Source organism: Veillonella sp. LMAG:90 (assembly GCF_008679445.1).
Lineage (GTDB): Bacteria > Bacillota > Negativicutes > Veillonellales > Veillonellaceae > Veillonella_A.
Genome location: NZ_NAND01000001.1, coordinates 2,105,365 through 2,122,107 on the forward strand (window position 1 = coordinate 2,105,365; position 16,743 = coordinate 2,122,107).

Sequence of the window (16,743 nt, forward strand, 5' to 3'; positions counted from 1 at the left end):
GTTTTTAACTCATAAAATCCTATGAGAAATAACGCGTTTTCACTTCTTCCGGTGTCATTAAAATATCGCGCGGTTTACTGCCGTTAGCAGGCCCGATGATTTTCATTTCTTCCATCGTATCCACTAAGCGAGCCGCCCTGGAATAACCGATTCGGAAGCGACGTTGCAACATGGACGTAGAAGCCTGACCTTCACTCATAACGCGCTCAATCGCCCGTTCTAAGAGTTCATCCCGCTCTTCCGCCGGCGCGGCCGCTTCTTCCGAAGTGCCTTGTTCCGTTTCTTCCGTTATGGATTCGTCATAATCAGGTCGTCCCTGCTGTTTAACAAAGGCCACCAATTCTTCCACTTCTTCATCGGAAATGAAGGCCCCTTGAATACGAATCGGCTTGCTAGCCCCGATTGGATTAAAGAGCATATCCCCTTTACCGAGGAGTTTTTCAGCCCCTGCCATATCCAGAATGGTACGGGAGTCGATTTGCGTTGCCACGGCAAAGGAAATACGACTCGGTACATTGGCTTTAATGGTACCGGTAATAACGTTAACCGATGGACGCTGCGTTGCCAATACCATATGGATGCCGGCAGCACGCGCTTTAGCGGCCAAACGGTTAATGGATTCTTCCACATCCGGTGCCACCAACATAAGGTCTGCCAATTCGTCGATAATAATCAAAATAAGCGGCATAGCCGATTCCGGATATTGTTCATTATAACCGCTGATATTACGCACCCCGGACGTAGCCATGGTGAGATAACGGGCTTCCATTTCGCGAACGGCCCAACGTAACACGGCAGCCGCTTTTTTCATATCCGTTACAACCGGTACTTTTAAATGAGGAATACCGTTATAAACAGATAATTCTACCATCTTCGGATCCACTAAGATTAACTGTACTTCGCTCGGTTTACGACTGAACAAAATACTGGAAATCAGCGTATTTACGCACACAGACTTACCGGAACCGGTAGAACCGGCCACGAGTAAATGCGGCATTTTAGCAAGGTCGGTAATAACCGCTTCGCCTGCAATGTCTTTGCCGAGACCTACTGGAATACCACCCCGTGCTTTTTGGAATTTCTCAGATTCCAATACGTCCCGCAAATGAACGGCCGAGGTATTTTTATTCGGTACTTCGATACCCACTGCCGATTTTCCCGGAATTGGTGCTTCAATACGAATATCAATAGCCGCCAATGCCATCTTAAGGTCATCGGTAAGGTTCAAAATCTTGCTTACTTTAGTGCCCGGCGCCGGTTCCAATTCATAGCGGGTTACCGTTGGTCCCTGTGTAGCATTTACTACATGGGCTATTACGCCGAAGCTTTTTAATGTTTCTTCCAATACCGTTACATTATGAGTAACTTCTTGACTGGTCACCTGATTAGGCTGGCCTTTGGCAAGCATCGCCAATGGCGGAAAATGATACGGTAATTCAATGCGGCGCGGTTTCGGTTTACCGTCAACAGTAACGGCCACCGCCGCCGTATCTTCTTCCGTACCTTTTAACGTCGGTACGGGGTGCATATTAGAGGTAGCCAACGTGTCGGCCGCTACCGGAATTACGTCCGTCTCAGATTCTGTATTATTAATTGTACTTGCATCAGCAGCTACGGCCTCCGTTTCAACTGAATCGGTTGCTACCGTACCGGAAGCGTCATCACCGTCAGTTGCTACACCAACGGTAGCCGGATTAGCCTCCATAGGCATAGCCGTATCGGCAGCAACTGCCGTGCTTGTAGCCCCACTCGTTATTGTCGTAGTCGGCGTTGTGCCGGCGCCACGACCGCGTAAAAACGGCGGCACTTCCAATTCATCATCTTCGTCATTTGAAGCAGGCTCATTATAATTAGTAGCTGCGGTAGTATTGCTTGTCTCAGAAGCAACAGTGGCATAGAATTCAGCCGCTTCGGCTTGGGCCGCATCAATACGTTCAGCCTGGGCTTTAGTAAGATCTACTTGTTCTCCCATTGCCACAAGGTTAGCCTTCGCCTCAGCCTCCGCTGCCACCCGCTGTTCTTCGGCCGCTATACGGGCCGCTTCTTCCTGCGCTTTAGCCTTAGCTTCAGCCGATACTTGTGCTGCATTGGTCAGTACTTCTACGGCCGCACTCGGTGAAAAACGCGTATCTTTTTCTTGATTATAAATGCGGCGTTTTTCAGTTTGTTCTTCTTTCCAATCCGCATAGCGTTCTTTCGCATGCTGCACGGTTTCTTCCGTAAGCACGCGCGCTTTTTCCAAACCTACATCGGTTTTAGCCTTTGCCTTATGAAGACCGGTACGCAAGGAAATCTGATAAATCAATAGGATTAAACCTAATTCCACAACGATAGTCACCAGGATGGCCCCCACATTGCCAAGCAAACTGCGTAGCAGGCTGGCTATCATACCACCTAAAACGCCGCCTTGAGCAGCAACTTTAGTGGTCATTAATTCTTCCCCATTGCCGGCCATAAGAAGGGTTACGAGCGTAATGGCAAACAAGTATACCAAACTCAACAAAAGCCCCCGACGGGTGATTGAAAACCCTTTGTCGGCATACAAAATACGCCAGCCCACATAACCTACATAGAGGCAAGGGATCAAACCGCCAATACCGAAACCGTATTTAAAAATACCGGCTATTATATCAACTACCGTACCGGATGTAATGTTAAATATCCCCAGCAAAGCTACCACAGCAAAGAGCATGGTAAAAAGGCCTCGCACTTCTTTACGAATTTTAGGGGCCTTATCGCTTTTATTCGTTTTAACAGTCCGCGAGGAAGTGGTCGTCTTGCGCTTTGTTGCCGTTTTACGCGGCGCCGCCTTCGCTCGCTCCTTCTTTTGTTCCGCCATAATCTATCTACACACCTCTATACATATCAATCCGATTAAACTATAAACTCGTTAGCATTTTATTATACCACAGATTGACTACTTTTTAGAAGTTTTACCGCTTGTACGTTCGTTCCAAAGAGTCAGTAATTCTTTTTCTTTGCCGCGCTCAATGCCTTCATAATAGGTGCGTCCCACCAACGGGGTCGGCAAGTATTGCTGCTTCACATACCCGTTCGGATAATTATGGGCATATTTATAGGAAACGCCATGACCTAATTTAGCCGCGCCGCTGTAATGAGCGTCCCGCAAATGCTCCGGTACTTCCCCATGTTCGTAATGACGTACATCTTGAATAGCCGCATCAACAGCCATATACGCACTATTGCTCTTAGGCGCTAAGGCTACATATAAAACAGCTTCGGACAAAATGATACGTGCTTCCGGAAAGCCCACTAAGTGCGCCGCCTGAGCCGCTGCATTCGCTATTACGAGGGCCTGCGGATCGGCGAGCCCTACATCTTCGGCCGCACAAATCACAATGCGCCGGGCAATGAAATTAGGATCTTCCCCCGCTTCAATCATGCGCGCCAAATAATATACCGCTGCCTGCGGGTCGGAACCACGCATACTTTTAATAAAAGCGGAAATCGTATCATAGTGGTTATCACCCTTTTTATCATAACTGTAAATGCGACGACCCACTACGCGCTCTAAAATTTCCAAGGTCAATTCGCCGCCGTTTTCAACCATGGCGGCGGCCTGTTCTAAAATATTAAGAGCCATACGGGCATCACCATTTACAAACATGCCCACTTCGCGCAATACAGATTCTTCTGCTTTAAGTTGTTGCTTACCAAGCCCCTTATCTTCATCGGTAAGTGCCCGTTGCAATACTTTGACAATCGCATCCGGCGTCAATGTTTCCAAGGTAATCAAACGCAAACGCGATAAGAGTGGTCGGTTTACTTCAAAAAAAGGATTTTCCGTGGTAGCGCCGATTAATATAATAGTCCCGTCTTCCACACATGGTAAAAGCACATCCTGTTGACTCTTGTTAAAACGATGAATTTCATCGAGGAATAAAATCGTACGCTGTTGCAAATTCTGAATCGTTTTGCGTGCTTTTTCAATAATAGCCCGCAGTTCACCAATGCCCGCATTGGTAGCGTTCAAAACCACAAATTGACTATGGGTCATAGCGGCTATAATACCGGCCAAGGTAGTCTTACCGGTGCCGGACGGCCCGTAAAACAACAAAGACGGAATTGTATCGCGCTCTATCATAGCCCGTAAAAAACTGTCCTTCCCCACTGCTTTTTCCTGTCCGTAAAAGTGATCCAATGAGGTAGGACGCAGTCTCACGGCCAACGGTTCAAACCGTTTCGGTTCATATTCAGCAAATAAACTGTCCATAAATTTCTCTCCTAAAATATATGCTAAAGGCTTATCTTCTATAACTGCCTATTCAAATTTACCGTTAAAGGCTTACCATCTATAACTGCTAATTTAAATTTACCGTTAAAAGCTCGCGTTCAAAGTGTAAAGACAATATGTAACGTCTTACTTTGCACTTATATTTATTATACCCTATATCCTCTTTTTATTTGGGATTATCTCGCCTTAATTTGAGGATTATTTGACCTTAAATTTATAATTATCGGCCGCAAAAACGGTCCTCTAGGTCCTCTATTACCTAATTCAAGATAAAAAAATAAGCCGCCCTAAGGCGGCTTATAAGAGCCCCACCATGCCGTATATGTACCGTGTTTTAATCCTGCGATAGCAGGTGGGTGCCCTCCTCGTAATCTTACTGTCCTTCATCAGGCATAGTGCCAATACAAGAGTCCAGGCTCCCGATGTAATAGTGTTGGCTCAAAACTACGATACCACACGCACACAGCAGGGGGATTCTTTACTATTATATTAACAAAATCAGCCGTTTATTTCAAGGTCTTGAAACAAACGACTGATATAGATTTAGCATATATCAAGCAGAAGTAGACCAAAAAGTACTAGCGGTCATACTTTTTTTAACAAGAAACTTGATTTTACACTAACTTTTCTTTTTCCGTATCGGTTTTAATGTGAAGTTCACGCAACTGTTTTGGTGCTACCGTAGACGGAGCCTGGCTCATGAGGTCGGCCGCACTCTGTGTCTTAGGGAACGCAATTACGTCACGGATGGATTGGCGTTTAGCCATGAGCATTACCAAACGGTCAAGACCGAAGGCACAGCCGCCGTGTGGAGGTGCCCCGAACTGGAAGGCATCCAACATGAAGCCGAATTTGCTGCGGCTTTCTTCTTCCGTAAGGCCGATAGCTTTGAATACTTTTTCCTGTACATCGGATTGGTAAATACGGATACTGCCGCCGCCGATTTCAACGCCGTTTAATACCATGTCATAGGCGATGGCTTTAACGGATGCAGGATCGGATTCCAATTTATCCATATCTTCGGCACGCGGTGAAGTGAACGGATGGTGCATAGCCACATAACGTTTTTCTTCTTCATCGTATTCGAACATTGGGAAATCGGTTACCCAAGTGAAGGCCAATTTGTTTTCGTCGATAAGGTTCATACGACGCCCCATTTCAAGACGAAGTTCACCCAAAGCTTTAGCTACCACAGCCGGTTTGTCCGCAATCATGAGTACCAAGTCGCCAGGTTTAGCCTGCATTTTTTCACCGATGGCACGGATAGTATCTTCACCCAAGAATTTCATAATCTGGGATTTGATAGTGCCGTCTTCGTTGAAGCATGCCCAAGCAAGACCTTTCGCACCGTATTGACCAACATAGTTTACGAGGTCATCAAGTTCACGACGCGGAATGCCGGCGTCGCCAGGTACTACGATACCTTTAACCATGCCGCCATTGTCGATTACGGAGCGGAACACTTTGAATTCAGTTGTGCGAACCAAGTCGGTTACATCGGTGAATTCCATACCGAAACGAAGATCCGGTTTGTCGGAACCGTATTTATCCATGGCTTCATCCCAAGTGATGCGCGCCATCGGAATCTGAACATCAATGTCCATCGTTGTTTTGAATACGTGGTGAATCAAACCTTCCAAGGTTTCCAAAATCTGTTCCTGGTCAATGAAGCTCATTTCCAAGTCGAGCTGGGTAAATTCAGGCTGACGGTCGGCACGTAAGTCTTCGTCACGGAAACAACGAACGATTTGGAAGTATTTTTCATAGCCCGCTACCATCAAGATTTGTTTAAAAATCTGAGGAGACTGTGGCAATGCATAGAAAGAACCAGGGTTCACGCGGGACGGTACCAAGTAGTCACGAGCCCCTTCCGGTGTACTCTTCGTAAGCATTGGTGTTTCAATTTCGAGGAAATCGCGGGAATCCAAGAAGTCACGCATAGCCTTAGTCACGCGGTGACGAAGGATTAAGTTACGTTGCATTTCAGGACGGCGAAGATCCAAATAACGATATTTTAAGCGGATGTTTTCATCAACGTCGATATTGTCTTGAATATAGAACGGTGGTGTTTTGGACGCATTGAGTACGCGAAGTTCTTCGCAGTACATTTCATAACGACCGGTTGCCAAATTAGGGTTGATGGCATCTGCATCACGTTCCGTAATTTTACCGCGAACACAAAGTACATATTCACTACGTACATCTTCCGCTTTGTGGAAAGATTCTAAATTATGATCAGGGGATGCTACGACCTGAACTACGCCGGAGCGGTCGCGAAGGTCGATAAAAATCAATCCGCCATGGTCACGACGGCGTTCTACCCAACCGCAAAGGACAACCTCCTTACCTACTTGTTCTTCGCTGATAGTACCGCAACCATGTGTGCGGTGCAATCCTTGCATTGTTTCCATTCTTGTCATCCTTTCACTAGTGAAGTTACTCGTGCCAATACATCCGTAAAGGCTACGGTTTCCTGCTCGCTGCTTTCCATGTCGCGAATAATTGCTTCGCCGCGAGCTAATTCATCATCACCCACTATAATAACATATTTTGCATTAATTTTGTTAGCATGTTTTAACTGGCTCTTCATACTTTTACCTTCGCCGTCCATAGCCGCCTTAATATAGGCTTTATGAAGGTCGTTAACCAATTTAAAACCGGCAACCTGTGCTTCTTCGCCTAAAGCAACTACAAATACGGACGGATCAATCGTTTCTTCCGGTAATAAGCCTTGCTTTTCAAGGGCCAACAAAAGACGTTCGATGCCCATGGCAAAACCGACGGCCGGCGTATGCGGACCATCCAATTCTTCTACAAGGCCGTCATAACGACCGCCACCGGCTACGGCACTTTGAGAACCAAGCGGTGCGTACTGTACTTCGAAAGCTGTCTTCGTGTAGTAATCCAAACCGCGTACCAAACGAGGGTTTACTACATAATTAACATTCGCTGCGGTCAAGAATTTCTGGAGCTGATCGAAGTGGTCGGAACATTCCTGGCAAAGATTTTCATGAATTTCAGGGGCGCCGACAGATAAAGCTTTACAAGTTTCTTCTTTGCAGTCCAAAATGCGAAGTGGGTTCTTATATAAACGAGCTTGGCAATCCGGGCAAAGTTGATCTTTTTTAGGTTCGAAGAAAGCAATTAATTTTTCACGGTACGCCGGACGACAGTTCGGGCAACCTACGGAGTTAACCTGTACGCTTAAGTCCTTAAGGCCGAAGTCGTTAAATAATTGCAATACCATCAAAATCACTTCGGCGTCAGTTGCCGGAGCCTGCGTACCCAATACTTCCACACCGAATTGGTGGAACTGGCGATAACGACCGGCCTGTGGTTTATCATGACGGAACATCGGTCCGATGTAGAACCATTTCGTCAAGTTTTCCTGGCCGTATACTTTGTTTTCTAAATACGCACGTACGGCGGATGCCGTATTTTCAGGGCGCAAAGTATACGTCTGTTCTTTTTTGTCGCCTGTCGGGAATGTGTACATTTCCTTCTGTACTACGTCGGTTGTTTCACCGATACCACGCAAAAACAACCCTGTTTCTTCAAACATAGGTGTACGAATCTCGTCAAATCCATACGCTGCGCAAATACGGCGAATTTTGTCTTCCACATAGCGCCAATTACCAATTACATTAGGTAATAAGTCTTGTGTACCTCTAGGCTTTTGAATTCCCATATTTTATCCCTCCCAAAACTTTTTGCATAATCGACTGCGCTTTTCAAGCAGTGCTGATAAGGTATCAATATAAACGGACACATCTTTAGGCATATGCTGTTGTAATTGCCGATATTCCGGAGCGCGCATCCATTTAGAGGAGCTACCCGGACCAACGGATAATATGCTCTGCCGTTCTTCCATAATCCGAATATTATATTCACAAATATACCCCGGCAAAGTATAGCCGATATTTTCAGTCTGGCTCGTCATATATTGTTGACGATACACATAATAAGGCACATAACCGGCCGCCTCAAGGCGCTCTTTACTGCGCGCCACCATTTCTTCCACGGCTGCGGCTTCCGGCATGGCCTCGCGACCTACACCGTCATAAAGCGGACTACCCCGCTTCAATGCCAATGTATGAATTGTAACATTTTCAGGCCGTGCCTGACAAACATAATCTAGATTTTCTTCCATGTGCGAAAGAGTCTGATACGGTAAACCTGCAATAAAGTCCATATTCACCGCAAAATTCGTATAAGAACGCACATAGGCATATAATTCTTTAATAGCCGCAGCCGTATGACCGCGCCCGACGGCTTTTAAAATATCATCGTGCATACTCTGCGGGTTGATACTGATTCGGTTAACCCCGAGTTTAGCCATAGTTGCAAGTTTATGAGGCGTCACCGAATCAGGCCGCCCCGCTTCCACCGTAAATTCACTGTTTTCACGATGAAGCTTGGCCAAGGCCGCCAAGGCTGTGGCAAAATCCTCATCACCTAAGCTCGTCGGTGTGCCGCCACCCATGTACACCGTGGCAACTTGTAAGCCATATGTCTCAATAAGCCCCTTAAGCTGCGTTGCATCGTTTACAAAAGCGCCCAAAAACTCCGGAATGCGCCGGTAATCCTGAATCAGTCCGTACGGGAACGAACAATACGTGCAGTGCGTTTGGCAAAACGGAATGCCCCCATAAACGCTCACTTCCCGATCCGCCGTTTCATGAGGCGCCACAAAAGGACGTTGCAGCGTAGCTACCGCTTTTAACAGCTCAATCTTCGGCTCGCTGACGTCAAAACGTTTCCGCAAGACTTGTACCGCCGTGTCACAACCGTTTATGACAGTACCGGGCTCATCGGGATTCGATGGTTCAGCGGCTGGTGGTGTATCGCTATTTTCGTCAATGTCCCATAATTTATGGAACATTTTTGTTGGCCGAACACCTACCAAAGTGCCCCACTCACCCAGAGCCGGTCGTCCCTGGGTAGTGCGAATTAATTTAAGTAATTGCCCACCTATCTCGAGGCGTCCTTCATTGGAAAGAGCCCCTTTAAACACTGCTACCGGCACGTCATTATGATACACCGTCAAGGTATAGCCCTCTTCAGCACCCAGCCCTTCCAGGCGCCAAACGGGGGCCCCTTTAGTCGTCGTAAGACCGGCGGCGCCGCAATAATGCGCCACCACACTGCCCAAAGGCAACGGTCCCGTATAACGATAGGTCAAATTACTCACCCTTTTGAGCAGCTGCTTCCGCTTCTTCCGCTTTCATTTTTTCCTGACAGTCGCCGCAATAGCCATAGACTTTCAACTGATGGTCAATTGTCTTAAAGTTAAGTTTTTTGGCAATGATGGACTCCAAAGTTTCGAGCATATCGTCTTCAAATTCTTTGACGCAACCGCATTTTACACAAATCAAATGATGATGGAAATGAGCAAATTCTTCATCATTTAATTCGTAACGATTACGACCGTCACCGAAGTCAAGGCGTTTTAATAAATCAAGTTCAGTGAATAAATCAAGGGTACGGTAAATGGTAGCCAAACCGATATCAGGGGCTACGGCTTTAACCAATACATATACGTCTTCAGCGCAGAGATGCTTTTCTTCCGCATCAATAAACGCTTGTAAAATTGTCTGGCGTTGCGTCGTCAACTTATACTTTTTGTCTTTAATACGTTCTTTCAATTTTTCTAATGTCGTGTTCATACAGTTCCATCCTTCTTGTAAAACGAGTTAAAATACCAAAGTTTTGTAAGCACGATTTGTAACATCGCTGTGATCGGCACTGCCGTCATCATACCGATGATGCCATAGAAATAACCGCCTACAAAAATTACGGTTAATATAACTAACGGATGCAGCTTGATAACGTGACCTAAGATTTTAGGCATCACAATCTGCCCGTCAATTAACTGAATAATGGCATAGGTAATGATAATTTTCACTACCAATGCAGGCCCCACCAAGGAGGCCAATATAATAGCCGGTATGGCTGCAACAATAGGTCCGATAATAGGAACCCATTCCGCGATAGCCGCGAACAAAGCCAATACCAAGGGATAAGGCAATTCAAAAAAATAGGCTATGACCAGCGTTATGCAGAACATATTGGTTGCCAAAAGAAGCTGTCCCCGCAAATAGCGCCCCATGGTGCGGTGAATCTGATTCACCACGTCCATTAAATACCGATTGTGCGGCGGCTGGAAAATCGAAATGACTTTGCCCTTAATTTGCCGTCCGTCCTTCAATAAATAGAAGGTCATAATCGGTACGAGTAAACATTCCAAAACAGTCGTTGCCAATGAAAAAATAGCGAAAATGCCGCGCTGCGCCAACTCGACGCCGTACGAACTGATACGGGCCAAAGTAGTCATGACGATGGCATCAATCTGTGGCGGTAACTTCAACCATTCACCGGACGTGATATCTTGCCACAACACAATGAGTTGTGACATCAAGACCGGTAAATTATTGAGCAAACGGGTAAATTCAGCAATAAACGGTAAGATAATAAACTGAATTACCAATAGTAAAATGAGTGCTACCAACAGAAATGCCGGTATGATGGCCAGCCAGCGCGGGAACCACGTAAGCCCCACCCGATGCCGCATGTAATCCTGGATGCCATTCACTACGGGTAGCAAAATGAGCGTACAGATTAACGATACGATAAGCGGCCAGAGCACCGGAATAATGGCCCACAGAAAAATCACGGCCAGCACAATCAACACGACTCTGAGCCAATACTGTGTTGATTTTTTTAACATATTCGGTCACCGCCTAACGAACAAACGGATTATAAGTCTTTTCATGACCGATGGTCGTCTCTGGCCCATGGCCCGGATAAACGACAGTTTCTTCCGGCAAAGTAAAGAGTTTATGGCGAACTGAATCAATCAGATCTTCGTAGCTGCTCCCCGGGAAATCGGTACGGCCGATGGATTCCAAAAAGAGGCTGTCCCCTGCCAGAACCATGCCTTCACCGTAGAAGCAAACACCGCCCGGCGTATGCCCCGGTGTTTCAATAATCTTAAAGGAGTACTCACCGAGATGAATCACATCATCTTCTTTGATAAAATGAATATCGCCGGTCACCTTCACGGGCTGACCGATGGCACCACTCAAGTTAAGATTGCTGTTTGTCAAAAATTCTTCATCGCCCTTATTGATGTAAACGGGCACTTTGAATGCATCCACCACGGCCTGTACCCCACCGATATGGTCACCGTGACCATGGGTGAGAATAACGGCTTCCGGTTGCAGCCCTTTTTCTTTCAAAAGCGCAACAAGACGCTCGCCTTCACCGCCCGGATCTACGACCAAACAATGCTGATTGCTTTCATCAACGACGATGTAACAATTCGTCCCCAACGCCCCTAAGGGCATCCGATATAATTTCATACGCATCACTCTCCACAATGTATTACGCGAAATAGACTAAAACGTCATCATTCGAACTTGCCGATAACATTAGCTACCGGATTCATTCTATAAATTCTTAACTGCTAAAGCACTGGCATCAAAATAGCTTCTGACTGTCTAACAAGATGGTCACCGGCCCATCATTAGTGAGGCTCACCATCATGTGCGTTCTAAAACGACCGGTTTCAACATTAACGCCCGCTTCGCGACAGCGATTGATAAATACTTCATATAAGCGCTCCGCTTCGTCCGGCGGTGCCGCTTGATCAAAACCGGGGCGACGGCCTTTACGCACATCACCGTACAGTGTAAACTGCGACACAGCCAAAATCTCACCATTCACATCGGCTACGGACAGATTCATCTTTTCCTCGGCATCTTCAAAGATGCGTAAGTTAACAATCTTGTCAGCCAAATAAACGGCATCTGCATCCGTGTCACCTTTGCCCACACCTAAGAGGACTACAAGTCCCTTAGGAATGGCACCGCTTGTTTCTCCGGCTACGGTTACGGCTGCTTCGCTTACTCTTTGCACTACTGCCCGCATCAACTACCTCCATTGGCGCGTTGCACGGTATACACATCGCGAATACGCCGTAATTTAGTCATAACAAAATCAAGTTCCGATACGTCGCGAATTTCAATAACTAAGTTGATGTTCGCATTCTTCGTATCGTCTACTTTGGCATTAATATTAACAATGTTAATTTTCATCTCCGACAGCGTGGCCATGATTTCCATGAGTAAACCACCGCGATCGTAGGCGGTAATTTCAATGGCTACGTGGAAGTTTTCCGACGTGCCTGCATCCCACGATACTTCAATCATGCGGTCCACGTCTTCCGGCGTATGACCGATATTCGGACAATCCGCCCGATGAACGGATACCCCGCGACCGCGGGTAATATAGCCTACCACTTCATCGCCCGGTACCGGATTACAGCAACGAGCCATACGAACCATTACGTCCGGTTCGCCGTTGACAAGAATCCCCGTACTGCTCTTACGATGCACCGGTTCGTGGGTTTTGAGTTTTTCCAACAGAGCCATCGTATCGCGACGATTGTCTTCTTTTGCCAAATCACGTTTATATAAATCAACAAAACGTAACAATACGGAATTGACCGGAATGCCGCCGTAACCGACAGCCGATAAGAGTTCAGTTTCACTGCCTGCATTCAAAGCTTTCGCAATTTGTTCCATGCGGCCCGGCTTATTGAGCTCTTTCCAATCATAATTGAGTCGTTTCGCTTCTTTTTCGAGAAGTTCACGTCCTTTAACGATGTTTTCTTCTTTATTTTCCTTTTTAAACCAGTTGCGAATCTTACTCCGGCTTTCCGTAGAGCCTACGATATTAAGCCAATCAAGGCTCGGTTTGCCCGTTTTCGACGTAATAATATCGACGATATCGCCGTTTTGTAAGGTGTAATCAAGGGATACGATTTTACCGTTTACCTTAGCCCCTACACAACGATGGCCTACATCGGTATGAATACGATACGCAAAATCAAGCGGTACTGCCCCTTTAGGGAGCTTCAATACGTCACCGCGCGGCGTGAAAACGAACACTTCCCCGGAAAACACATCCAGTTTTAACGCATTAACCAGTTCCTTCGGATTGCTGGCATCCTGCCATTCAAGGACTTGGCGAAGCCAACCGACCTTCTGGTCAAAGTCTTTATCGCCGCCCTTATTGCCTTCTTTGTAGCGCCAATGAGCGGCTACGCCGTATTCGGAAACGCGGTGCATTTCCCAGGTTCGAATCTGAATTTCTACGGAATGCCCCATGGTCCCGATGATCGTGGTATGTAGGGACTGATACATATTCGACTTCGGCATGGCAATATAATCTTTAAAACGATACGGCAACGGTTTCCACAGATTATGAACGATACCCAGTACGGCATAACAATCCGGAATCGTATCCACGATAACGCGCACTGCATACAGGTCGTAAATCTGCGACAAATCACGATTGTCCTTTTTCATTTTTTTATAAATACTGTAAAAATGTTTTGGTCGACCTTTAACATCCGCCTTAATATGAGCATCATCCAATGCCTTTTTCAGCTGTTCCATGGTATCGTCAACAATTTCTTCGCGTACATGGCGCTTTTCACGCATTTGCTCTACCAAGTCGTAGTATTTGTCCGGTTCCAAATAACGGAAGGACAAGTCTTCCAATTCCCATTTAATGTTAAAAATCCCCAACCGATGAGCCAACGGTGCAAAGATTTCCAAGGTTTCCTGAGCAATGCGCTTTTGCTTATCGCTGCGCATATGCTTCAAGGTACGCATATTATGGAGGCGGTCACCTAATTTAATAACCACCACGCGCACGTCCTTAGCCATAGCCAGAATCATCTTGCGATAGTTCTCCAGCTGCTGATCTTCTTTGGTATGATACTGAAATTGATTTAATTTCGTAACACCATCGACTAAAAAAGCCACTTCTTTCCCAAATAACTCTTCAATCTGCGGCAACGTATACTCCGTATCCTCCACAACATCATGGAGCAGTGCGGCAATAACGGTAGTCGCATCGATTTGTAAATTGGCCAAAATGGTGGCTACGGCTAAAGGATGTAAGATGTACGGTTCGCCGGACGCTCTTTTTTGCGGTGCGTGAGCTTTATCCGCTACTTTAAAAGCCCGCATAATGTCGTCACAATCTTTATCATCCAAATAGGAGTGAACAATCTCCATCAGATGTGCCAATTCCACTTCTTTATTAAAAGCCGGTTGATCGACGATAACCTTGCCTTCTTCATTTTCAGCCATAATTTCCACCTCCTTAGGCACTGTATTTTAAAAATGTCAGTGATGTAATTAACTCTAATTTTTCTTTTACATGGCACCAACGATAAAGCGCCATGCCGTCATCCGTGGCTTCTTCCTGCAAAATCCCAAGCTCTTTGAAAACATCCAAGGACAGCATAGCTTCCTTATTCGTCTGATTGTCCGGATGGCGGTGCAATACTTCCGATTCCACAATATAACGCGGCGCCGTAGCACTTCTGAAAATACTGCGCACGATGACATACATTTCGCGCAAGCCCTCTGCCGTCAGTTTGATGGGCTGTTCATCCAAAAGCGCCAAATCCTGCACCATCAATTGTGGCGAAATGCGCCCTTGCCACTCATTCTTTTGCAAAGAAAACGCGACTTTAACCCGTTCATCAGGAAATACTTCCCGATGATAGTCGGCGCCGTGCCAAATAATCGCATCCAACGGGCCTATTTGAGATTGCAAAATAATCTTACAATGATTCTTCTGCTGCCCCAATAAGTACACGTCCTGTACGGCAATCGGATTGATGGCAAATACCGGAGTACTGTTCCCCATGCCGTAGGGCTCTAAGGTTTCAATCTGGTCCACCAATTCTACCGTTACTTCACCCGGTTCCAACTCCGAGTCGATATCGATAATCGGCACATAATCTTCCGCCGTCAAATTCGCTTCGCAATAGGCGGCCAAGCGCTCCCGCAAAGCGGGGATTTTATCCGCTTCAATACTGAAACCGGCCGCCTGTTTATGACCGCCGAATTGCAAGAGTAAATCTTCTGCCGATTTTAAAGCATCATAAATATTGCAATTATCTATACTGCGGCAGGATCCTTTGCCCACACCGTCATGAATACTGATAACCATAGATGGCCGATAAAATTCTTCCACCAGGCGCGACGCCACGATACCGATAACGCCGGGATGCCAACCTTCACCGGCTACGACGATAACCTTATGAGCCGCTTCCCCCTGATTGATTACGTCCTGCCGGGCCGCTTCGTGAATGCCCCGCTCAATGGTTTGGCGCTCCAAATTAGTTTCTTGCAGTTCTTCCGCAATGGTATTGGCTGTTGCCATATCGGCAGCGGTCAATAATTCCACCGCCCGCGTCGCATGAGTTACACGGCCTGCCGCATTGAGGCGCGGTGCCAAGGTAAAACCGATGTGACCGGTTGTTAATTTACGACCTTGAAGGCCCGCTACCGCTACGAGGGCATCAATCCCCATATTGGGCGAGGTCATCATCTTCTTAAGCCCTTCGCGAACAATAATGCGGTTTTCACCGACTAGCGGCACCACGTCAGCCACTGTCCCCAAGGCCACAATATCCATATCATCCAAATATTCTGCGCCGGTTCGTTCCTGCCAAACGGCTTGGCAAACTTTAAACGCCACGCCTACGCCGGATAAGTTCTTGTCAGGATACGGGCAGTCGGGCTGCTTATGATTGATAACGGCCGCCGCTCGCGGTATATCGGGCGGTGCCGTATGATGGTCCGTAATAATCATGTTCAAACGGTCCCGCACACCTTCCACAATATCGTAGGAGCTGATGCCGCAGTCCACCGTAATGACAAGCTCCGTGCCCTGCTGAATGATATGCTCCAAAGCCTCCTCATTGAGGCCATAGCCTTCGCTTTGCCGCTCCGGAATGTAATAACTTACATTGGCACCGCACCGTTTCAAAAAACGATACATCAATGAGGTAGCCGTAATGCCATCCACATCATAGTCACCGTAAATAACAATCCGTTTCTGCGTTGCAATCGCATCTTGAATAAGCGGCACCGCTTCTTTCATGCCTTTTAACAAGTAAGGATCCAATAAATCCCCTACATTGCCATATAAAAAATCACGGCCCGCCTCTGCCGTCGTAATACCGCGGTTCACCAATAATTTAGCTACAACCGGGTATACTTTAAGGTCTCGCACTAATTCTTGTTCAATTGTTTCATCACCGGGCTCTATGCGCCATCGTTTTGCTTTACTCTGTCTCATATGTCGTCTCACTTATCATCTGCTTATCATCAATTTATCTGTTTAGCGCATGTATAAAATCACTTAATCGAATATCAATCTCAATTTATGATTTCCTACTATTAAATACTGTATTATCATTCTCAATTTATTTTATTATACACCATTACCCTATTAAATTAAACCTCTTTTTCATTTTTCTTGATTATATATTATAAAAAAAGAAAGAGCAATTATCATTATATAATCGCTCTTTCTTTATCATTTTCAGTTAATAGCTCATGTTAAATAAACTTTTAAATGACAAAATTCTTATTCAAATATTTTTATTATTGATGGCT

11 protein-coding genes and 1 other RNA gene are annotated in these 16,743 nt (G+C 46.1%); all 12 read right to left on the bottom strand.

The features are described 5' to 3' along the window. Window positions 1-19: 19 nt before the first annotated feature. The 12 genes from CCC71_RS09330 to recJ all read right to left on the bottom strand — a co-directional run bounded on the left by CCC71_RS09330 (window position 20) and on the right by recJ (window position 16,423). A complete protein-coding gene (locus CCC71_RS09330) occupies window positions 20-2,839 on the bottom strand; it encodes an FtsK/SpoIIIE family DNA translocase (protein ID WP_226973989.1) in 2,820 nt (939 codons plus the stop codon). Window positions 2,840-2,917: 78 nt separating this feature from the next. Continuing rightward, a complete protein-coding gene (locus CCC71_RS09335) occupies window positions 2,918-4,234 on the bottom strand; it encodes a replication-associated recombination protein A (RefSeq protein WP_021841662.1) in 1,317 nt (438 codons plus the stop codon). 322 nt (window positions 4,235-4,556) lie between these two features. Next, a non-coding RNA gene (ssrS, locus tag CCC71_RS09340) (6S RNA) lies at window positions 4,557-4,730 on the bottom strand. 139 nt (window positions 4,731-4,869) lie between these two features. Beyond that, on the bottom strand, window positions 4,870-6,666 hold the full coding sequence (gene aspS, locus CCC71_RS09345) for an aspartate--tRNA ligase (RefSeq protein ID WP_127058781.1): 1,797 nt from the start codon (window positions 6,664-6,666) through the stop codon (window positions 4,870-4,872). A 5-nt stretch (window positions 6,667-6,671) separates the two neighbouring features. After that, window positions 6,672-7,943 carry a histidine--tRNA ligase gene (gene hisS / locus CCC71_RS09350; protein ID WP_021841664.1) on the bottom strand — a complete coding sequence of 424 codons (1,272 nt, stop codon included), beginning with the start codon at window positions 7,941-7,943 and terminating at the stop codon, window positions 6,672-6,674. Window positions 7,944-7,946: 3 nt separating this feature from the next. Continuing rightward, window positions 7,947-9,446, bottom strand: coding sequence for a coproporphyrinogen dehydrogenase HemZ (gene hemZ, locus CCC71_RS09355; RefSeq protein ID WP_021841665.1), 1,500 nt, complete (start codon window positions 9,444-9,446; stop codon window positions 7,947-7,949). Beyond that, window positions 9,439-9,921 carry a Fur family transcriptional regulator gene (locus CCC71_RS09360; protein ID WP_021841666.1) on the bottom strand — a complete coding sequence of 161 codons (483 nt, stop codon included), beginning with the start codon at window positions 9,919-9,921 and terminating at the stop codon, window positions 9,439-9,441. The genes hemZ and CCC71_RS09360 overlap by 8 nt, the downstream gene beginning before the upstream one ends. Continuing rightward, window positions 9,918-10,982 carry an AI-2E family transporter gene (locus CCC71_RS09365; protein WP_021841667.1) on the bottom strand — a complete coding sequence of 355 codons (1,065 nt, stop codon included), beginning with the start codon at window positions 10,980-10,982 and terminating at the stop codon, window positions 9,918-9,920. Before CCC71_RS09365 ends, CCC71_RS09360 begins: the two co-directional genes overlap by 4 nt. Before the next feature lie 13 nt (window positions 10,983-10,995). Continuing rightward, entirely contained in the window at window positions 10,996-11,616 is a 621-nt protein-coding gene (locus tag CCC71_RS09370) for an MBL fold metallo-hydrolase (protein WP_021841668.1), read from the bottom strand. A 118-nt stretch (window positions 11,617-11,734) separates the two neighbouring features. Next, entirely contained in the window at window positions 11,735-12,184 is a 450-nt protein-coding gene (gene dtd, locus CCC71_RS09375) for a D-aminoacyl-tRNA deacylase (protein ID WP_296333518.1), read from the bottom strand. After that, the gene (locus CCC71_RS09380) at window positions 12,184-14,421 is read right to left on the bottom strand and encodes a RelA/SpoT family protein (protein ID WP_156704669.1); all 2,238 of its coding nucleotides are present in this window, start codon (window positions 14,419-14,421) and stop codon (window positions 12,184-12,186) included. The genes dtd and CCC71_RS09380 overlap by 1 nt, the downstream gene beginning before the upstream one ends. 10 nt (window positions 14,422-14,431) lie before the next feature. Beyond that, entirely contained in the window at window positions 14,432-16,423 is a 1,992-nt protein-coding gene (gene recJ, locus CCC71_RS09385) for a single-stranded-DNA-specific exonuclease RecJ (protein WP_021841671.1), read from the bottom strand. Window positions 16,424-16,743 lie beyond the last annotated feature (320 nt).